Origin of the sequence: Usitatibacter palustris, from assembly GCF_013003985.1 — a bacterium.
In the GTDB taxonomy this organism is placed as follows: Bacteria; Pseudomonadota; Gammaproteobacteria; order Burkholderiales; family Usitatibacteraceae; genus Usitatibacter; species Usitatibacter palustris.
Genome location: NZ_CP053073.1, coordinates 1,635,770 through 1,656,240, shown reverse-complemented (window position 1 = coordinate 1,656,240; position 20,471 = coordinate 1,635,770). Strand labels below are relative to the sequence as shown.

Below are 20,471 nucleotides of genomic sequence, written 5' to 3'. Positions count from 1 at the left end.
TCGTTTGTGCGCGAGGCGCCTGCCCCCCGCAAAAAGAATACGGGAGATTGTAATGAAGGGACTGATTGTTTCTCTGGTTTGCGTGATGCTCGCCGGCTGCGCGCCCTCGACCCCGCCGCGCGCAGTGGAGCCGCCCGCCATTCCCATCGCCATCGTCGGCGCGACGGTCGTCTACCCGGATCGTGGCCCGCGGGATGCGCTCGCTCCGGACAGCACGGTCGTGATCGAAGGCGAGCGCATCGTTGCGGTCGGCTCGGTGAAGTCCACGCGCGTGCCCGCGAATGCGATCGTGATCGACGGCAAGGGCAAGTGGGTCATTCCCGGCCTCGTGGATTCACACGTGCACTTCTTCCAGTCGGGCAACCTCTATACGCGTCCCGATGCCGCGGACTTCAACGCGGTGATGCCGTATGCGCAGGAAGTCGCGCGCAACAAGGCCGCGCTCGCACAGACGTTCAGGATCTGGCTCGCGAGTGGCGTCACGAGTGTTGCCGACGTCGGCGGTCCGTTCTGGAACTTCGAGGTGCGCGATGCGGCCGCTGGAAATCCGCTCGCACCGCGCATGACGGTCGCAGGCCCGCTCATCTCGATGGTCGACCGCGTGAAGCTCGATCTCGGTGATCCGCCGATCATCAAGATCACCTCCCCTGAAGAATCCACCGCGCTCGCGCAGAAGGAGATCGCGCGCAAGGCCGACTTCATCAAAGTGTGGTTCATCCACCGGCCGGGCGACAACCTTGCCGCGCAGGAAGCGATCGTGAAGGCGGCGGGCGATGCAGCGCATGCGGCGGGCATTCGCCTCGCCGTGCACGCGACCGAGCTCGTGGTTGCAAAGGCGGCACTCCGCGCCGGCGCCGACGTCCTCGTGCACTCGGTCACCGACGCGCCAGTGGATGCGGAGTTCATCGCGCTCGCCAAGCAGCGCAATGCGATCTACGTGCCGACGATCTTCGTGATGTCGAGCTATGCGATGGCGCTGTCGAACCAGTGGCAACCCACGGCGGCCGAGCGCCGCCTCGCTGATCCCGTGATCGTCGCGGGACTGCGCGACCTCGATCGAATCCCTGCGGACAAGGTACCCGCGAACGTCGCGCGCCTGATCGCGAACAAACCTGCGCTGGCGACCGCACCGGTGATCCTCGAGAACTTGCGCAAGGTTCACGAAGCAGGCATCACGGTCGCCATGGGCACGGACGCAGGCAACATCGGCACCGTGCACGGGCCCTCGGTCTTCCGCGAGATGGATCTCATGGTGCAGGCGGGACTGACGCCTCTGCAGGTGCTGCGCACGGCGACCATCGGCGGCGCGAAAGTGATGGGGCTCGACCGCAATGCCGGCGTGATCTATCCGGGCCGCCTCGCCGACCTCGTGATCCTCGATGCCGATCCGCTCATCGACATCGCCAACACGAGCCGGATCCACAAGGTCATCAAGGGCGGCCGCATCGTGCCGTGATGATGGAGGTGCGTGCCCTTCTCGCATGCCTTCTTTGCCTGCTGCCGGTTTGCGCAGCGGCGCAACGCCCGCTGCCGGCAAGACTCGCCTGCTCCTCCGCCGCCACGGTCCTCACCGATCCGAAGTATCCCGGCTATCCGACGGCGCTCGAGACGTTCGACGCCGTATTGAAGAAGGCCGTGCCCGTCTGCACGCAAGCGGTGCAGGAGAACCCCGGCGATGAGCTCAGCACAGCGAGCGCGGCGACCGTGCTCGTGTTCGCGAGCGATCTCGAAGGTGCCGTCGCGCAAGCACGCGTTGCGGCGAGCAAGGAATCTCGCGACGGCCTGAACCTCCTTGGCGTGCTGCAAGTGCAGGGGCACGGATTGCCGCGCGATCCCGGCGCCGGCGCGGAGCTCATCCGCAAGGCCTGGCGCAAGGGCTCGCCGCTCGCGACGTACAACCTGGGTGTGCTCTACGCCGAGGGAATCGGCGTTCCGAAGGATGCGGCCGAAGCGTTCAAGTACTACCACGGCGCCGCGAACGAGCGCGACCTGCCCGCGATGCTCCGCGTGGCGCAGTGCTACGCCGAGGGCCGGGGTGTCGCGGCCGATCGCGAGAAGGCGGATGCGTGGTGGCGCAAGGCCGCGGAGCAGTTCGACATCGAAGTGCGCGACCATCCGGGCCGCCTGCGCGAGCGAACCGACATCGATTCGGCGCGCCTCGTCGCCTGGCTCACCGCGAAGGCCAACGCCGGTGAACCGTGGGCCCAGGCGTTCCTCGGCCGCCTGCACGAGTACGGCAAGTTCATGGACCGCAACCTCGCCGTCGCGATGAACTGGTACCGCAAGGCCGCCGAGCAGGATTACCCGCTCGCGGAAGGCGCGCTCGGGCACATGTACGCGATCGGGAGCGGAGTTCCCGTCGATCGCGACGAGAGCCTGCGCTGGAGCTATCGCTGGTGGGGCCGCCTCTGCGAGAAGGAGCGAACGGCGCCCGCGGGCACGAACGAATGCGATCGGCTCGCCGGTGATCGTTACGACCCGCAACGCGCGACCCCGGGCGTGTCCTCGATGTGCCTCGCGTTCGTGGCCGAAAGCGCGGTCACCGCTTGCCGCGCGGCGGTGCGTGCGTCACCGAGCACCGTGCGCTTCCGCGCGCAGCTCGCACGCGCCCTCGGCCACGCCGGGCAGTTTGCCGAAGCGCGCCGTGAGGCGACCACCGCGGCCAACAGCGGCTCGACAATGGCCATGGTGCTGCTGGGTGCGCTGGAGCAGGCCGGCACCGCCAAGCCGCTCAGCGAAACGCGTCCCGCCGCGCTCGCGTGGTACCGGCGCGCCGCCGCAAGCGGGCAGAACGAGCAGGCGCTGCGCCTCGCGCAATCGATGGAGGAGCCCAACAGCGAACAGGCACGTGATCTGCAGGCGAAGCTGATGAAGCTTTCCGAGGAGCGGCTCGCGGCGACGCCGCAGGGTTCCTACCAGGACCAGTTGCGCGCGAAGGCCGAAGCCGGCGACGCGGAGGCCCAGTTCAACCTGGCCGCGAGCCACGAAACGTTCGGGCCCAAGCCGAACTACGAAGAGGCGTTCAAGTGGTACATGAAGGCCGCGGCGCAGGGCCACGCCGGCGCGCAGTACAGCCTCGCGTGGATGTACAAGGGCGGGTTCGGCGTGAAGGCTGATCCCGAGGAGGCCATCCGCCTCTATCGCATGGGCGCGGAGACAGGCGGCACGCAACCGCGCTGGGAGCTCGCGAAGATGCTGCGCGACAAGGGCGACTACGCCGGCGCGCGAATCCAGCTCGACCGGCTCGTGCTGAGCGACGACCTGCGTGCCATCGTGGAGCTTGGACAGTGGTACGAAGGCGGCGTCGGCGTCGCGCTGGACATGAAGGAAGCGGTGCGCTGGTACGACCGCGCGGTATCGAGAAGCCCCTGGGCGAAATTCCGCCTCGCCGCGATCTACACCGAAGGCAAGGGCGTGCCACGCAACGATGCCCTCGCCTTCAAGTACTGGCGTGAGCTGGCCGAGTCGAACCGCGACGCGCGCAACAACCTCGGCGTGATGTACGCGTCGGGCCGTGGAGTGGCGAAAAACGAAGCGACCGCGATGGCGCTCTTCCTCGAGGCGGCGAAGATGGGCTCGTATCACGCGATCGGCAACCTGCAACCGATGTACGAGGCAGACACCGGACGGCCCGCGGACGCGAAGGATGCGCTCGCGTATTACCGCAAGGGTGCCGACGTCGGTGTGCCCTCGGCGCAGTACAAGCTGGGGATGCTCTACCTGAAGGACGGGCCGACGCAGGATTACAGGCAGGCGCTCGACTGGCTTACGCGCGCGGGAAGCAACGGCGACAAGCGCGCCTTCGAAGCGGTGGCGGACATGTATGAGCAAGGACTGGGCGTGGAGAAGAACGCGCAGATGGCAAGGCTGTATCGGGCGGCCGCCGCAAAGGATGTCCCGCAGTGGGCCGGCCCGCCGCCGGGCTTCGTGTTCGGCGCGGGCGTCGACCAGAGCCGGCAGGTCGCCATTCGCTCGGCCGGTTCGGGCGTCGCGGCCGCGGCGCGCGGCGACATGAGCTGGTCGGTCGTGCTTTCCAAGCCGATGTACACGCCGAGGGAACGCTCGCGCTGATCCGCGGCTCCAACGTGCTCAACGACACGTTCGGAGATTCCGATGCAGTGCGACTGCTGCGGCAATGATTACGACAAGGCCTTCCAGGTGATCAAGGCCGGCAAGACTTACACGTTCGACAGCTTCGAATGCGCGATCCACAAGCTCGCGCCGACCTGCGCCCACTGCGGGATGCGCATCATCGGGCACGGCCTGGAGGCCGGGGCCCAGATGTTCTGCTGCGACCACTGCGCCGAAGCGACCGGCGTGAAGGAACTGCGCGACCGCGCCTGACCGCCCGCCCCACCCCGGGGCTGCTTCCTTCCATCAGCAAGAACTGACGGAGTCCCCGTCCGGGATTCCTTCGTTTCGCATTTCATGACATCCGTAAGCATTGGATCGGCTATATTCCTACCGTCGTCACATTGTGGTCCGTTTTGGCTAAAGACCTAACAATTGTTAATGAAAATCTGTGAGTTACGTCACCGATGTCCTACAAACTTCTCGCCTATAGTTCGGTCCATCAGGGCTGCAAACAAGGCCCAAACAGAACTTCCGAACGCTAATAGACCTGGAGTGACCGAAAATGAACACGAACCTGATCAAAGCCGCTGTCGTTATCGCCCTGGGCACCGCCGCCCTCCCCTCGGTCGCCGCGACGACCAGCACCAACGTGGGCGTCACGACTACCGTCATTGCCAACTGCACGGTGACCTCGTCGCCGATCGCCTTCGGCTCCTATGACTCGCTCGCCGCCGGCGCCACGACCGCCACGGGCGCGCTGCAACTGACCTGCTCGCAGGGCACGACCCCCAGCGTCGCCGTCGGACTGGGCGGCAACGCCCTGGCCACGCAGCGTCGCATGGTGAATGCCGGCAACTACCTGCCCTACAACGTCCTGCAGCCCACCTCGAACGCCGCCAACGCCGCTTGCACGGGCGCCACCACCGACTACCCGTCGGTCGCCCCCGGCTTCGCGCTGACGGCCGCCCCCAGCACGGCCGCCCGCACGTTCAACCTCTGCGGCTCGATCGCCCCCGGCGTCAGTGTGCCGATCGGCGCGTACTCCGATACCGTCCTCGCAACGATCACGTTCTAACGACTTACCTCTCCACAGGAGCTACCCAAAATGAAGAACAAGATCCTCGCAGCGGCCATCCTCGCGGCCGCCTCGATCGGCGCGCACGCCGCCACGACCTCCGGCACCATCGGTGTCAGCGCCTCGGTCGGTTCCAACTGCATTCTCACGACCACCCCGATCGCGTTCGGCGTGTATGACCCGCTCTCGGCAACCCCGAAGCAGGGCACGGGCACGGTCCAGCTCGTCTGCACCGTCGGCGCCACGCCCGCGGTCGCCATCGACAACGGCCTGAACGCCTCGGGTGCGCAGCGTCGCCTCATCAGCGGCGTGAACACGCTCAACTACGACGTGTTCCAGCCGACCACGAACGCCGCGGGCGCCGCCTGCGCGTTCGCGACCCCGTACCCGGCCGTCGCTCCGGGCTTCGTGCTCACCGCCGCGCCCTCGACCGCTTCGCGCTCCTACAACATCTGTGGCCAGGTCCCGATCTCGCAGAGCGTGCCCAACGGCAGCTACAACGACACGGTCACCGCGACCATCACGTTCTAAGGTCGTGCGTTCGCCGGCTCCCATCGGCGATCGCCTTCGCAGCGCCCGCAATGCCCTCGCGGCATTCGGGCGCTTTCTCTTGGTAGGCTCTCGATTCCGAAGTCCTCGCCGAGGCATCCTCCATGCGTATCGCCCTTCCCACCGCGCTCCTGGCCCTGACCCTGTCGGCCACGTCGGCCTTCGCGGGCTCCTTCCAGGTGAGCCCCGTGCGCGTCGAGCTTTCGCCCACGGCCCCGACCGCGCCGGTCACGGTCAAGAACGAATCGACGACCGATTCGGTGGTCGTCCAGCTCCGCGCGGTGAACTGGACGCAGAACACGGGCGAGGATGTCTACACGCCCAGCACGGAGCTCATTGCCACGCCGCCGATCTTCACGCTGCAGCCGGGCGGGAGCCAGACCGTGCGCGTGGGCCTGCGCAAGGCCGTCGCGACCGACGTGCAGCAGACCTTCCGCATCTTCATCACCGAGGTTCCGGGTCCACCCAAGCCCGGATTCCAGGGCCTGCAGGTCGCGCTCAACATCGGCATTCCGGTGTTCATCGCGCCGAAGGTGAAGTCCGTGCTCGCGCCCACGTGGAAGGGAAGCTTCGGTGCCGACGGCAAGATCACGCTCGCGGGGACCAACCCGGGCAATACGCACGTCCAGGTGCTCGAACTCTCGGTGCTCGACGAGAACAAGGAAATCCTCGCCACCGTGCAGCAGCCGCGGTACCTCCTGGCGGGCCAGACGGTGAGCTGGCAGGTGGCCCTCATGCGGCCTCCGAAAGGGAAGGTCCGCATCACGGCGCGCACCGATTCCGGCGACCTCGACGCCGAGGTTCCCTTGGAGGCCGCGCCCGCGAAACGATGACCGTAGCGCGGCTCCTCGCCGGCCTGCTCGCGCTGGCCGTCGTTGCGCCCGTAAGCCACGCGCAGTCTCCCGCGCCCACCGTCGCCACCGCGACCGCTCCTGCAGGCGCCTATCCGTCATTCGTCGCACTGCGCCTCAACGGCGAACCCGCGGGCGACGGCGTGCTCGTGATGCGCGCGGGCAAGGAGGGCGCCTCTTTCGCCCTCGGCACCCAGGACGCGAAGCGCCTTCGCCTGGTGCTCGCCTCGCGAGTGCCCGTGGTGAAGCTCGACGATGATGAGTTCCTTCCGCTCGATGGCCTTGCGGGCCTCACCTACACGTTTAACGAGACGACGCAGGTCCTTTCGATCGAGGCGATCGCCGCGCTCTTCGATTCGCAGGAGATCACGGTGCCCCAACCCGCACTGGTGAAGGCCACGCGCCCCGGCGTGGGCGTGTTCCTCACGTACGACGTGATCTCGCAGAAGACCGATGCGCCCGACGTGCCCACGCTCACGAGTGGCCAGGTGGAGCTCGGCATCTTCACACCGCAGGGCGTCTTCACGCAGTCCGCGTTCGGGCAGGTGGCGGGCTCGCAGCGCCTCGCCACGCGGCTGGACACCACGTTCACGATCGACCAGCCCGCGTCCCTCGCGAGCTGGCGGATCGGCGACACGGTCTCGCGCACCGCCACGTGGAGCCCGTTCGCGCGCTTCGGCGGAATCCAGTACGGCACCAACTTCGCCACGCAGCCCACGCTCATCACCTACCCGCTCACCTCGATGGCCGGGCAGACCGCGCTGCCTTCCGTGGTGGACGTGTACGTGAACAACGTGCTCTCGAGCAGCATCAACGTGCCCGCGGGCCCCTTCACGCTGAACGACTTGCCGACGATGAACGGCCAGGGCCAGATGAGCCTCGTGGTGCGCGACCTGCTCGGCCGCGAGCAGGTGTACATGCAGGCGCTCTACGGCAGCACCACGCTCCTCAAGCCCGGGCTCTCGGACTGGAGCGTGCAGGCGGGTGCGCTGCGCGACAACTACGGCATCGAGAGCAGCAACTACGGAACCGGATTCGCCTCGGGCATGTGGCGGCGCGGCCTCACCGATGACCTGACGATCGAGGTGGGAGGCGAAGTGGCGCGCGAGCTGCAGGCTGCCGGAGCCGGTGCCGCCTGGGTCTGGGGCAACCTGGGACAGTTCTACGCAACGGCGGCGATCTCGCAGTACAGGCCCGACCCCGCGCCCGATCGCATGGCCGGCCACATGTACACGCTGGGGTGGGAGCGGCGTTCGACCACGTTCAACTTCGGCGCGAACACGCGCATCGCATCGGAGAACTTCCGACGCATCGCCGACGGCGACATCCCGCCCGCGCGCCGCGAAGTCAGCGCCTTCGGGAGCTACGGCATCGGCCAGGCCTCGGTCGGTGCAAGTTACGTGCGGATCGACCGGCCACGCGAGGAACGGCTCGAGTTCGTGCAGGCGCAGTTCTCGTACAGCTTTCGCGAGTGGGGCTTCCTCTCGATGTCCGCCGTGAAATCGAGGAACGGACCGCAGAACGACCAGTTCCTCGTGAGCTATTCGTTGCCGTTCGATTTCGAAACGACGGGCAGCGTCTCCAGCAGCACGACCGACGCGGAGAATGGCCGACGCACCGAGAACCGCGCGACCCTGCAGCGCAACCTCCCGACCGGAGATGGATACGGCTACCGCATCGACGTTTCGGACCAGGAACGCGCGCTCGCGGACTTGCGCTACCAGACGCGCTTCGGCCTCTACAGCGCGGAGCTCTCGCGCACGGGCCGCTACACCTCCGGTCGCGTCGGCGCATCGGGATCGCTGATCTACATGGACGACGAGCTGGTAGCCGGACGGCGCGTGGAAGAAGCGTTCGGTCTCGTGCAGATTCCCGGCTTCCCGAACGTTCGCGTCTACCTGGACAACCAGGAAGTCGGGCGCACGAACGCACGCGGCAATCTGTTCGTCGCTCGCCTGCGGCCCTACCAGGTCAACCGCCTCTCCATCGAGCAGATCGACCTGCCCATGAGCGCCGAAGTGATGACGCTCAAGCTCGATGCCACGCCCTACCTGAAGAGCGGCGTAGTCGTTCGCTTCCCCGTCAAGGAGTCCTTGGGCGGGATCGCGCGCTTCGTCGATGAATCGGGACACGACATGCCCGCGGGCAGCGTCGCGACGTTGCTGGAAACCAACGAGCAGTTCCCGGTGGCCGATGACGGGCAGGCTTACCTCACGGGCCTGTCTCCGAGCAATCGCGTTCGCGTCACCTGGGGGGGGCGCAGCTGTACCATCACGGTGCCCTTCAAACCCGGCGACGACCCGCAACCCCTCCTGGGAACGTTCCGATGCGTCCTGCAACGATGAAGCTGCGCGCGCTGTCGCTCGCCATGGCGCTGTGCGCGCCCGCACTGCCCGCGCTCGCGGCAAGCTGTTCGGTGTATTCCTCGACGCTCGCGTTCGGGAACTACGACGTGTTATCGCCCACGCCCCTCGACTCCTCGACGGACGTGACAATCCTTTGCTTTCGTACGCAGAACGGCGAGACCGTCAACTACACGCTCACCCTTTCGATCGGTGGCGGCACGTACTCGATGCGCACGATGAACAACGGCGCCCGCACGATCGACTACAACCTCTACAACTCGCCCGCGATGACCCCCTCAACGATCTGGGGCAACGGGACATCGGGCACCTCGCTCGTGTCGGGATCGCTCCCCATGACGATCGTCATCCGGATCGCGACCCACACGATCTACGGCCGCATCCCCGCCCAGCAGGACGTGGCGATCGGTACGTACTCGGGCAGCGTCACGCTGACGATGAACTACTAGTCATTCCCAGATGGTCCTGACTCCTACAGGAATGTCAGGTTTATCGAAGGTCGCGTCGGGGATCTCCCCGCTACCTGCCTGTCCGGGCGCCCGGCACTCTGGGAACCATGGACACGAAGACTTTCACCCGCTTCCTGTTGCTCGCGACGCTACTCGCCGGCACCGCGCCTCCGTCGATCGCCGGGGTGCGGACCGCGCAGACTTCAGTCAGCGCCACCGTCGTCGCCTCTTGTCGCGTTTCGGTTGCTCCCTTTGCGTCGTCGCGGGGCGCGGTCACGCATCGTGGCCATTGTTCACAGGAAACGCGGCCAGTCACGCGCGCGGTGATCGAGTACGAGCGGGCGATGCCGCCGGGCGTGGTCGTACGCGCGCAGCCCGCCGACGCGAAGTGGATCCGCTACGACGTGGAGTACTGAACTAGAGGGTGATCGTGGACGGCGGATGGCGGCGCAGCGTGAGCTCGTTGGCCGAGCCGATGCGTTCTGCGAAGCGGATGTTCTGCTTCACTGCATCCATATAGAGGTTGTCGCCGCCGAAGTGCGTCTTGGCGTACTGGTACGCGCCGCCGAGTTCGACATCGAGGCGGCGTGACGCCGTCTGGTAGAACGCCGGCGTCTTGCGAACCAGATCCTCGGCGGATGCGAAAACGACGATCTCGCCCTTGCCCGTCTGCTTGCGCGTGATGCCGCCCGCCACGAATTCGGGGAACAGGCGATCGCGGCATTTCTCGAGGTAACAGCGGTCCGACATCTGCGCGATGATGTCGGCCGACCCAAGCAGGCTTCCCAGCAATTTGTAGATCGGTGCCGGGACGCGGATGGTGCTCACCGGCCGCTCATAGCCCGTGAAATGCACGATGGAACCGGCCACGTCGGCGAATTCATCGAGACCGATCGTCGGCAGGTAGCCCTTCAGGAAGCGCGCGCCGCGCGAGACATGCCGCGTGGTGTACTCCGCCCCCCTCTTGTGGCGCTTGTCGTTCCTCTTGCGGATATAGCCGACGTCGTGGAACAGCGCGCAGATCACGCCGAGCTGGAAAAGCCGTTCGCCTATGGCGGCCCCGTCGCCGCGCGAGCGCTCGTAGCCGTCCAGGAGCCGCGCCATGGCCAGCGTGACTTCGAGGATGTGCTGGAGGTCGTGGTACTCCGTGTCGCATGCGGTGTAGCCGTCGTACTCGCCGTGGTACATGCGCGAGACGTCGTCGAAAGCCGAGGCAAGCGCGGTCGCCTGCGGGCGCGAATAGAGCGAGCGATAGATGCGCACGACTTCCATCCGGACACAGACCGGATCGGTCGTGTTGATGCGGTTCGTGACGTCGAATTCGGCCCGCCGAAAGTTCATGCGCCCTGACCCCTAACGGTTTTCCAAGTGCTTGTTTTTTATTGGTTATGAGAGGTGACCATCGACCATTCTGTACTCCAATCGCGGCCGTTTGCAACCGGCCTATTCGACACCGGAAAGACTAGCCAACAGTGCGCCGCAGGCGTATGGTTTTCGGACGATCTTCGGAGGAACGCCGATGGCGACCATCACGATGGAGAATGCCGAAGAGGTGAAGCGGCGCATCAGCGAACTCAACCTGGAACACCGAGACCTGGACCGCGCCATCGAAGCCTTGGAATTGAATCCGCTGCACGACGAACTGCAACTGAAGCGCCTCAAGAAACGCAAGTTGATGCTCAAGGACCAGATCTTCATGTTGCAGCGCCAGCTGGTCCCCGATATCCCCGCCTAGTTCCACCCACCGCCGAAAACAGTTTGTAACCGGGCTGGCCCTCCGGGTGGGGCGCATTTCGCCGATAATGTCGGGCTATGCGAAAACTAGTCTTTGGTGGCATCTGCCTCGCGGCCCTGTTGGCCGTCGGCGGCCTCTCGTTCTGGGCCGGCACGCGTAATACGTCGGGTACCCCGCCCTCCAACTCCGCTTCCGCGCCCCCCAAGGCGGGCGGCGCCCCCGCGGGCGTCGCGGTCGAAGCGGTCACGGTGGCCACGGTGAAGCTTCCCAACTCGCTCGCCGCGGTGGGCAGCCTGCGCTCCGACGAAACCATCATCGTGCGGCCCGAGATTCCGGGACGCGTGGCCGAGATCCGCTTTCGCGAAGGCGAGCGCGTGACGAAGGGCTCCGTGCTCGTCCAGCTCGACAACTCCGTGCAGAAGGCCGATGCCGACCGCGCGAGGGCGAACCTCACGCTGCAGAAGAGCAAGTTCGACCGCGCGGTGGATCTTCGCAAGCAGGGCTTCATCTCGGGTCAGTCGAAGGATGAAGCCGAGAATCTCTGGAAGGTTGCCGCGGCCGATTCGGAAATCACCCAGGCGCGGCTCGAGAAGATGGAAATCAAGGCCCCCTTCAACGGCACGATCGGCCTGCGCTCGGTGAGCGTCGGCGACTACGTGAAGGAAGGCCAGGACATCGTGAACCTCGAGGCGATCGATTCGTTGAAGGTCGATTTCCGCGTGCCCGAGACATTCATTTCGCAGGTGCGCGGCGGCCAGGCGCTGCAGGTCACGCTCGACGCCCTGGGCGACAAGGCCTACGAGGGCAAGGTCTACGCGATCAACCCGCTGTTCGACGCAGGCGGCCGCGCCATCGTGATCCGCGCCACGGTCCCCAACGTCGATGGAAAGCTGCGCCCCGGAATGTTCGCGCGCGTGCGGCTCATCACGAGCGAGGTGAAGGATTCGATCATGGTCCCCGAGGAGTCGCTCTTCCCCGTGGGCACCGACAAGTACGTCTATCGGATCGTCGACGGCCGCGCGCTTCGCACGAAGGTCGAGATCGGCCAGCGGCGCGAAGCGAAGGTCGAGATCATCGATGGCCTGAGCGCCAAGGACGTCGTCGTGACGGCCGGACAGCTCAAGATCCGCGATGGCGTGGTGGTGAAGGTCGCCAATGCGCCCGTGCCGGCGCCTCCCCCGAAGGCGGAGGCCACCGAGAAGCCGCGGTCATGACGCTTCCTGAGGTCTGCATCAAGCGGCCCGTCTTCGCGACGGTCCTCTCCATCGTTGTCCTGCTGATCGGCGCCATTTCGTACACGCGCCTGTCGGTTCGCGAATACCCCAAGATCGACGAGCCGGTCGTGAACGTGGAGACCATCTATCGCGGCGCCTCCGCCGACGTGATCGAGTCCCAGGTTTCGAAGGTGCTCGAGGATTCGATCTCCGGCATCGAGGGCGTGGACGTGATCTCGTCGGTCTCGCGCTCGGAATCGTCCAACGTCACGGTGCGCTTCAAGCTCACGCGCGATCCGGACGCGGCAGCGGCGGACGTGCGCGACAAGGTCGCGCGCGTGCGCGGCAAGCTCCCGCAGGACATCGACGAGCCGATCATCGCCAAGACCGAGGCCGATGCCTTCCCGATCATGTGGATGGGCATCACGAGCGACAAGCACACGCGCCTCGAGACCTCCGACTACGCCTCGCGCTACGTCCGCCCTCGCCTGCTCACGCTGCCCGGTGCCGCGGACGTGCGCGTGTTTGGCGAACGCCGCCCTTCGATGCGCATCTGGCTCGACCGCGCGAAGCTCGCCGCGTACAAGCTCACGCCCTCGGATGTCGAGGACGCCCTGCGCCGCCAGAACGTCGAGATTCCCGCGGGCCGGATCGAATCGCGCTCGCGCGAGTTTTCGGTCCTGTCGCAGACGGACCTCGCCACGCCGGAGCAGTTCGGCGCAGCGGTGATCCGCGATGCCAACGGCATCCAGGTTCGCATCCGCGACGTGGCCAAGATCGAGCTCGCTGCAGCCTCCGAGCGCCTCGTCACGCGCTTCAACGGCCGGCCGTCGGTTTCGCTGGGCGTGATCCGCCAGTCGACCGCGAATGCGCTGGAGCTCTCGCAAGCGGCGCGCAAGGAGATGGCGGAGATCAGCAAGTCGATGCCCGATGGGATGAAGCTGGAGCTCTCCTTCGACTCCTCCGTGTTCATCGAGGAATCCCTCAAGGCGGTGATGAAGACGATCCTCGAGGCGGTGCTGCTGGTCGCCCTCGTGATCTTCGTGTTCCTGCGCAACGTGCGCGCCACGATGATTCCGCTGGTGACGATCCCCGTGTCGTTGATCGGCGCAGGCATGTTCCTCTACGCCGCGGGCTTCTCGATCAACACGCTCACGCTGCTCTCGATGGTGCTCGCCATCGGCCTCGTCGTGGACGACGCGATCGTCGTGCTGGAGAACATCTACCGCTACATGGAGCAGGGCATGTCGCGGCTCGATGCGGCGCTCAAGGGCACGCGCGAGATCGCCTTCGCGGTGATCGCGATGACCGTCACGCTCGCGGCCGTATACGCGCCGCTCGCTTTCCAGAGCGGCCGCACGGGGAAGCTCTTCACGGAATTCGCAGTGGCCCTCGCCGGTGCGGTGCTCGTGTCGGGTTTCGTCGCGCTGACGCTCTCGCCGATGATGTGCTCGAAGATCCTCAAGCACGAGCCGACCCACGGAGCGGTGTTCAATTTCTTCGAGCGGCTCTTCACCGGCCTCACCAACGGCTATCGCCGTGCCCTGACGCTCGCACTCGACCACCGAGTGATCGTGCTCTCGGTCATGCTTGGCGTGGGCGCACTCAGCATCGTGCTCTTCCAGTTCCTGCGCCAGGAGCTCGCGCCCTCGGAAGACCGCAGCGTGGTCTTCGTGCCGGTTACCGCGCCCGAAGGTTCGACCGTCGCCTTCACCATGCAGTACATGGAACGCATCGAGCAGTTCTACCGCGACATTCCCGAGATGAATCGCTACTTCGTCATGGCGGGCAACCCCACGGCGGACAGCGGCTTCTCGGTGCTCGCGCTCAAGCTCTGGAACGAACGCACGCGCACACAGCAGGAGATCGCGCGCGAGCTCGGCCCCAAGCTCCAGGGCCTGCCCGGCGTCCTGGCTTTCCCGCTCAATCCTCCCTCGCTGGGGGGCTCGCGTGGCGCACCCGTGCAATTCGTGCTGATGACGCAGGCGTCCTATCCCGAGCTGCAGGTGATGGTCGAGAAGCTCATGGACGAAGCGCGCAAGAACCCCGGGCTCAACAACATCGACACCGATCTGCGACTCAACCAGCCGGAGATTCGCGTGGGCGTGAACCGCGAGAAGCTCGCGGACCTGGGTGTACCCGTGGAGAACGTGGGCCGCACGCTCGAAACGCTGCTGGGCGGCCGGGTCGTGACCCGCTTCAAGCGCGACGGCGAGCAATACGACGTGATCGTCCAGGTCTCGGACGCTGACCGCACCTCCCCGCGCGATATCGCGGACATCTACGTACGCGGCCGCAATGGCGAAATGGTGCAGCTCGCCAACGTGCTGCAGACGAGCGAAGGCGTGTCGCCCAAGAACCTGAACCACTTCCAGAAGATGCGCGCCGCCGTCCTCACCGCGAACCTCGCACCCGGCTACACGCTGGGCCAGGCGGTCGATTATCTCGACGCCGCCGCGAAGAAGACACTTCCCGGCACCGTCACGGATCTCAGCGGCTTGTCGCGCGAGTACCGCGATGCCGCGGGAAGCTTCGCCGTGGTGCTGCTGCTCGCCGCGGTCTTCATCTACCTCGTGCTCGCCGCGCAGTTCGAGAGCTTCGTCGATCCCTTCATCATCATGTTGTCGGTACCGCTCTCGATGACCGGCGCCTTCGCGGCACTGCTCCTGTCAGGCGGCACGTGGAACACCTTCAGCCAGATCGGGGTCGTGACACTCGTGGGCCTCATCACCAAGCACGGCATCCTCATCGTGGAGTTTGCGAATCAACTCCAGGAAAAGGGCATGACGATCCACGACGCGGTGATCGAAGCGGCCGTGCTTCGCCTTCGCCCCATCCTGATGACGACCGGCGCGATGGTGCTCGGTGCCCTGCCCCTCGCCCTGGCTACCGGCGCGGGCGCGGAATCGCGCCACCAGATCGGCTGGGTGATCGTGGGCGGAATGCTGGTGGGGACGCTCTTCACGCTGCTGCTCGTGCCCACCGCCTACTCGCTGCTCGCCGCGCGCCACCGGACGTTCGAGGATCGTCTCCAAGCCGAACGCACGGCCGAAGGAAAGCACGCCGCGGCGGATTGAGAGTTCGGGAAAAACAGACGTAAAAAAACCGGGGATCGCCCCGGTTTTTTTCAGCCCTGGCGGGCCTGGAATTTCTTGTAGTAGTCGAGAACCTTCGGGACGTAGTTCATCGTTTCCGGGTAGGCCGGAATCCGATTGCCCGCGCGGATCACAGCGTTCTCGCCCGCGTTGTAGCCGGCGACCGCGAGCCGCATGTCGCCCTTGAACAGGGCCAGCAGCTCTTTCAGGTACTTCACGCCACCGTGGATGTTCTCGTACGGGTCGTTGATGTTGCGCACGCCAAAGCGGCGGGCCGTGTCAGGCATCAGCTGCATGAGGCCGGTGGCACCCTTGGGCGAGACGGCGCGGGGGTTGAACCCGGACTCGGCGGAGATCACGGCATGGACGAGGTGCTTGTCCACCCCATGCTCGCGGGAGGCGACGTCGATGATCGTCGCGAACTTCTTCATGTCCGCTTCGGACGGCATGTACGCCGTGTACGAGGCGGGGACAGCCCGCGCCGGAAGGGACGAGCCCTCCTTGCGAACCAGCTTGTAGCGGTTGTCCAGGCCCTTGATGTTCGTGAAGTGCATCACCCCGTTCTGGTCCGTGAAGGCATAGATGTCCGCCCGGGCCACCGAGGGGGCCAGGAAGGCTGCCGCTGTCAGACAGGCGGCCAGGAGGGTGTAGGACTTGCCTTTCATCGAGCGGCGATTATAGCAAGGTCCCTGAGGTCCGCAAGCTAACTCCATATTTTCATTTGTATTTTTGTAGGACTACGCCGTCGGAGGCACGGGGATCAGACCTACAAGGCGATCGGCGGTTCCCCGAAACGACGAAGCCCGCGCTGGCGGCCTTCGTCGTTGGGAGAGCAGCGGCTATTGCTTGGGGAGGATGACCTCAGGCGGCTGGCCGTCGCTCCCGTGGTTGGCGAAGTTGCCGTTGTCGCCATACGAGTAGCGTCCACCCCCGTTCAGCGTGCCCAGACCGGTCGTGTTGTCGGAGATGAGGGAAGAGCCTATGGCCAGGCTCGCGGCCGCGCCATCTGCGAGGAGCCCGAACGTGCCGTTGTGCACCGCTTGCGAGCGAAAGACGAAAACATTCGAGTATCCCCCGCCCGACGCCCTCGAGATCACGCCGGATCCGTCGTTGCTGGAAGCAGACACCTCGGAAAGCTGGACCCGCACGAACGTGCCGTTGACCGCCGCCTCGCTGACCAAGCCGTCGCCGTTGTTGCTGAGCCCCACGCGTCGCAGGGTCGCGCGGGTCATGCCGATACCCGTCGGGCGGACGTGAACACCGACCGTGTTGTCGTTCAACGCCGTATCGGTGATCAGCAGTTGCGAGCCCGTCGCCGGCGGAGCGAAGCGCACGCCATACCCTGTGCCCCCTCGAAAGCCGAAGATCCGGCAGTCCTCGATGTGGAGGGTACCGCCACCCACGAAGCTCACGCCGTTGATGCCCGTACCCACGCCTTCGATCGACAGGCCGCGAAGGGTCACGTTGTCCGTGGTGGCCGCATTCACGACGACGCCATTGGTCAGGGACGCGAGGATTCCGCCTCCGATGCCGCGGCAGTCGATCGTGATCGACTTGGTGATGGTCACCGCGCCGAATCCGCCGGGATCGAGGCAGTTGATGACGCCTTGGGCTGCGGTCTTGGAAATCGCGCCCGCGAACGTCTTGCACGGCGCGGTGCGGCTGCAGGGGTTGACGTCATCGCCCACTCCGGAGACCCAGGTGCGGGTGGCCTGCGCGAAGGCCGGGCCTGCAACCAGCATCAATAGGGCGGCCGATGCCGAAGCGAGCCAGGCTGCAAACTTACGTTTCATTCTTAGAGTCCTCCCTTGCCGTCGATGGTGGCAAGTGCGGGGAATCATACCCGGGATGTTTCAAATGACATGAGACGTACCGCACAAGAAAAAGGCCGCGTGCACGGCCTCTGTCCTGCTACGGATTCCCGCCGCGGGCGCTCAGGTCCCCTCGATCTGGATCACCTTGATCCGGACCTCGCCATCCTCGACCGCAAATCGCAGCCGCTCGTCGTAGGTGTAGTTGTGGGTCCGGGTACTGGACTTGACCGACTCCTTCACCTTGCACAGGAGCTGGGTTTCCCGCGGCCGATCGCGGTCCGGGACCACCTGGCAGTCGCGCTCGACGGTGTATTTGTCGGCGGCGATGAGGACGCGATGCATCAATTCCTTGAAAGCCGTGGTGCTCACGTTCACGACCTTGCCCTCGACCATGACGTTGGCCTGCAGGTAGCCGGAGGCCATGCCAACGGCCGCCACCGAGTCCTTGGCGTTCATGGCCGCGGTGAATCGCTTGACCGTCTCCCGCGCGTTCTCTTCAGTGACCGCCGTCGCCTTCACCGGCACGATCTTCGAAGTCGACGGCAGGCTTGCGCAGGGCGTGTCCTGGTAGACCTTCTTGCCCTGGAGGTCGGTGCAGAGGTGCAACGCGGCGGAGACACTGCCCGCCCAGAGAAGCGGAACGATCAAGAGGAGGCGCATGGCGACGTTTTGTCCTTTGATAAGCGGGTGCGCGCGAATCATACGCTTGGCCGACTACAGCGAGGTATGAAGGAACGCACTCCCAAAGCACGGAAGTTTCGCCGGTAGTAGGATTGCCCTCGCATTCAGAAACACTCTAATCACAATCTCTGGGGAGATGACGTTCATGAAACTGCGTCCAATCGCAAAGGCTGTACTGCTGGCTTTCCCGTCCGGTCTGGCAATAGGCGTGGCAAGCATTGCCAGTGCCCAGCAAACGCCGCCGCCCAAGTCCGAGGCTACCGAGAAAGTCGAGCGCGTCGTCGTCACTGCGACAAAACGCGAGTCTTCGTTGCAGGACGTGCCGTTCTCGATCAACGCGCAGACCGAGGAGGACATCCGCAAATCCGGCGCGGTGACACTCGAGGATCTGTCGCGCAATGTCGCCGGCCTCGCCGTGCAGAACCTCGGTCCGGGGCAAAGCCAGGTATCCATCCGCGGCGTCTCCTCGGGGCAGATCGTCCGCGACCAGCCTGGCGTCAAGGAGCAAGTGGGTGTCTACCTCGACGAAACCGCGATCTCGATGTCGCTGTTCACGCCGGACATCGACCTGTTCGACTTGAACCGCGTCGAGACGCTGCGCGGCCCGCAAGGCACGCTCTATGGCTCCGGCAACATCGGCGGCACGATTCGCTACATCACCAATGCGGCGAGGCTGGGCGTCAGTGAAGGCGTCGTCGAAGCCAACGTGAACACGATTCAGGACGGCAGCACCGGAGGCGGCGTAAAGGCGGCGTTGAACGTGCCCCTGGGCGAGACGGCGGCCATGCGGCTGGTGGGTTACGCCACGAAATTCGGCGGTTGGACCGACGCCCTCGGCCCCGCCGGCGACAAGGACGTCAATGGGGGCGACCGCATGGGCGGCCGCTTGAGCTTCACCATCCAGCCAAACCGGGACGTGACCATCACGCCGCGGATCGTCTACCAGAAGGTGACCGCCGACGGATTCAACCGGCAGGAGGTCTACAACCTGTATGCGAACCCGTACACGACCACGGTACCGCCGGTCACTTTCGGCGATGACCAGCAATACCTGAAGCTGAGCGAGAAGTTCGAGGACAAGACGACGATCGCCGACCTGACGATGAGGTTCGGCTTCGCCAGTACGGAGCTGACCTCGGTGACCACGTATACCGACCGCAACATCCTGGTCAGCCGCGATGCGAGCGCGTTGACCGGTTCGGTGTCGGTCGATCTCGGTTTTCCGACCGCCGGCGTGCTGCTGCCCTCGAACCTCATGGACACCACCGACTACAAGGGCTTCACGCAGGAACTGCGCCTGAGCTCCTGGGGCCCTGGCCCGCTGCAATGGGTGGCCGGTCTCTTCTACGCCGACACCGATCGCAAATATGCCCAGCGCCTGCCCACCCCGGGCTACGACGCCTTTACCGACGCCACGCTCGGCGCCGGAACGTCGGCGGCGACGGCCAATGGCTTTCCCGCGAATTCGCCCTACAACGCGGACCTTCCCTACAACCTGAAACAGACGGCGATCTTCGGCGAGCTCAGCTACGAGCTGACCGACAAGCTGACGGGAACGGCCGGCATTCGCTACTACGACTACAAGGAAGAGCGCACCTTCAAGTCGGGTGGCTTGTTCGCCAACGGCGACAACCAGTTCGACAAGACGAAGTCGGACGGCTATAGCCCTCGTTTCCTGCTGGCGTACAAGATGTCGCCGGGCGTGACCTGGAATGCCCAGGCCTCGAAGGGCTTCCGCCTCGGCGGCGTCAATGACCCGCTCAACCTGCCGCTGTGTTCGGACCAGGACGAAGCCATCTTCGGCGGCTACCAGCGCTTCAAGGACGAATCGCTGTGGAACTACGAGCTCGGCGTCAAGATGGCGCAACCGGGACTCACCTTCAATGCGGCCGCGTTCCACACGCAGATGAAGGATCTGCAGGTGACGCTGGATGCGGGGTCGTGCTCGTCACGCGTCGTGTTCAACGTGCCCAAGGCGCACTCGACCGGCATCGAGGCAGAGTTGAGCTGGAGGCCGACCAACAACCTGGAGATCGGTTTCGCGGGCTCCGCGGTGAATGCGGAGTTCGACTCGACGGTCGTGGACGGCACCGGGGCCGTGCTCGGCGGCATTCGCGACGGTAACCGCCTGCCCTCCGTTCCGGAGCTGCAGTTCACCGCCAGCCTGACCTGGAACTTCAACCTCGTCGGAAAAGAGTCCTACGTCACGGCGTCGTACCAATACGTGGGCAGCCGCTTCACGCAGCCTTCGGACCAGGAGAACAACCCGCGCAGGTTCGTGCACAACCTGCCGTTCCTGGGAGCGCCCGCGAGCGCGGCCACGACGGTCGACCTCGAGTTGCCCAAGTACAACCTGGTCAACCTCAGCGCGGGGATGGAGTTCGATCGCGGATTCTCGGCGATCGTCTACGTCAACAACCTGACCGACGAGAAGGCGCTGCTCTCCTTCGACCGGGAACGGGGCGGCCGCGCGCGACTCGGGTTCCAGACCAACCAGCCTCGCACCATCGGCGTGACGCTGCGGAAGTCGTTCTAAGTCGCAATCGTTCACCGACGTGAAAACGCCCACCG

At 65.5% G+C, this 20,471-nt stretch carries 17 protein-coding genes; 13 read left to right on the top strand and 4 right to left on the bottom strand.

All coding sequences use genetic code 11. The features are described 5' to 3' along the window. Positions 1-52: 52 nt before the first annotated feature. The 9 genes from DSM104440_RS08390 to DSM104440_RS08350 all read left to right on the top strand — a co-directional run bounded on the left by DSM104440_RS08390 (position 53) and on the right by DSM104440_RS08350 (position 9,777). Entirely contained in the window at positions 53-1,456 is a 1,404-nt protein-coding gene (locus DSM104440_RS08390) for an amidohydrolase family protein (protein WP_171161564.1), read from the top strand. 8 nt (positions 1,457-1,464) lie between these two features. Next, the gene (locus tag DSM104440_RS08385) at positions 1,465-4,071 is read left to right on the top strand and encodes a tetratricopeptide repeat protein (protein WP_171161562.1); all 2,607 of its coding nucleotides are present in this window, start codon (positions 1,465-1,467) and stop codon (positions 4,069-4,071) included. Positions 4,072-4,113: 42 nt separating this feature from the next. Beyond that, the gene (locus tag DSM104440_RS08380; RefSeq protein ID WP_171161559.1) at positions 4,114-4,344 is read left to right on the top strand and encodes a hypothetical protein; all 231 of its coding nucleotides are present in this window, start codon (positions 4,114-4,116) and stop codon (positions 4,342-4,344) included. Between the two features lie 292 nt (positions 4,345-4,636). Further along, entirely contained in the window at positions 4,637-5,149 is a 513-nt protein-coding gene (locus tag DSM104440_RS08375; protein ID WP_171161556.1) for a spore coat protein U domain-containing protein, read from the top strand. A 30-nt stretch (positions 5,150-5,179) separates the two neighbouring features. After that, positions 5,180-5,680 carry a Csu type fimbrial protein gene (locus DSM104440_RS08370; protein WP_171161554.1) on the top strand — a complete coding sequence of 167 codons (501 nt, stop codon included), beginning with the start codon at positions 5,180-5,182 and terminating at the stop codon, positions 5,678-5,680. A gap of 122 nt (positions 5,681-5,802) precedes the next feature. After that, positions 5,803-6,531: a fimbrial biogenesis chaperone gene (locus DSM104440_RS08365; protein ID WP_171161553.1), complete on the top strand. Its 729-nt coding sequence runs from the start codon at positions 5,803-5,805 to the stop codon at positions 6,529-6,531. Then, positions 6,528-8,894, top strand: a complete 2,367-nt coding sequence (locus DSM104440_RS08360) for a fimbria/pilus outer membrane usher protein (RefSeq protein ID WP_171161552.1) — start codon at positions 6,528-6,530, stop codon at positions 8,892-8,894. The genes DSM104440_RS08365 and DSM104440_RS08360 overlap by 4 nt, the downstream gene beginning before the upstream one ends. After that, on the top strand, positions 8,876-9,361 hold the full coding sequence (locus DSM104440_RS08355) for a spore coat protein U domain-containing protein (protein WP_171161551.1): 486 nt from the start codon (positions 8,876-8,878) through the stop codon (positions 9,359-9,361). The genes DSM104440_RS08360 and DSM104440_RS08355 overlap by 19 nt, the downstream gene beginning before the upstream one ends. Positions 9,362-9,468: 107 nt before the next feature. Continuing rightward, positions 9,469-9,777, top strand: coding sequence for a hypothetical protein (locus tag DSM104440_RS08350; RefSeq protein ID WP_171161550.1), 309 nt, complete (start codon positions 9,469-9,471; stop codon positions 9,775-9,777). A 1-nt stretch (position 9,778) separates the two neighbouring features. On the opposite strand, the gene DSM104440_RS08345 is transcribed toward DSM104440_RS08350, so the two are convergent. Then, on the bottom strand, positions 9,779-10,702 hold the full coding sequence (locus DSM104440_RS08345; protein WP_171161549.1) for an HD domain-containing protein: 924 nt from the start codon (positions 10,700-10,702) through the stop codon (positions 9,779-9,781). Positions 10,703-10,880: 178 nt separating this feature from the next. Here DSM104440_RS08345 and DSM104440_RS08340 point away from each other — a divergent pair, with 178 nt between their 5' ends. The 3 genes from DSM104440_RS08340 to DSM104440_RS08330 all read left to right on the top strand — a co-directional run bounded on the left by DSM104440_RS08340 (position 10,881) and on the right by DSM104440_RS08330 (position 15,387). After that, on the top strand, positions 10,881-11,096 hold the full coding sequence (locus tag DSM104440_RS08340) for a YdcH family protein (RefSeq protein ID WP_246212121.1): 216 nt from the start codon (positions 10,881-10,883) through the stop codon (positions 11,094-11,096). 77 nt (positions 11,097-11,173) lie between these two features. Beyond that, complete coding sequence (locus tag DSM104440_RS08335; RefSeq protein ID WP_171161548.1) at positions 11,174-12,310, top strand: efflux RND transporter periplasmic adaptor subunit; 1,137 nt, start codon at positions 11,174-11,176, stop codon at positions 12,308-12,310. Continuing rightward, positions 12,307-15,387 (top strand): efflux RND transporter permease subunit, encoded by a 3,081-nt coding sequence (locus DSM104440_RS08330; RefSeq protein ID WP_171161547.1) that lies wholly within the window; start codon positions 12,307-12,309, stop codon positions 15,385-15,387. The genes DSM104440_RS08335 and DSM104440_RS08330 overlap by 4 nt, the downstream gene beginning before the upstream one ends. A gap of 50 nt (positions 15,388-15,437) precedes the next feature. On the opposite strand, the gene DSM104440_RS08325 is transcribed toward DSM104440_RS08330, so the two are convergent. From DSM104440_RS08325 to DSM104440_RS08315, 3 genes are all read right to left on the bottom strand, one after another. Beyond that, complete coding sequence (locus DSM104440_RS08325) at positions 15,438-16,070, bottom strand: lytic transglycosylase domain-containing protein (protein WP_171161546.1); 633 nt, start codon at positions 16,068-16,070, stop codon at positions 15,438-15,440. A gap of 174 nt (positions 16,071-16,244) precedes the next feature. Next, complete coding sequence (locus tag DSM104440_RS08320) at positions 16,245-17,198, bottom strand: right-handed parallel beta-helix repeat-containing protein (RefSeq protein WP_171161545.1); 954 nt, start codon at positions 17,196-17,198, stop codon at positions 16,245-16,247. Between the two features lie 141 nt (positions 17,199-17,339). Continuing rightward, on the bottom strand, positions 17,340-17,879 hold the full coding sequence (locus tag DSM104440_RS08315; RefSeq protein ID WP_171161544.1) for a hypothetical protein: 540 nt from the start codon (positions 17,877-17,879) through the stop codon (positions 17,340-17,342). Positions 17,880-18,108: 229 nt separating this feature from the next. On the opposite strand from DSM104440_RS08315, the gene DSM104440_RS08310 reads away from it, so the two are divergent. Beyond that, entirely contained in the window at positions 18,109-20,436 is a 2,328-nt protein-coding gene (locus tag DSM104440_RS08310) for a TonB-dependent receptor (protein ID WP_212758268.1), read from the top strand. Positions 20,437-20,471 lie beyond the last annotated feature (35 nt).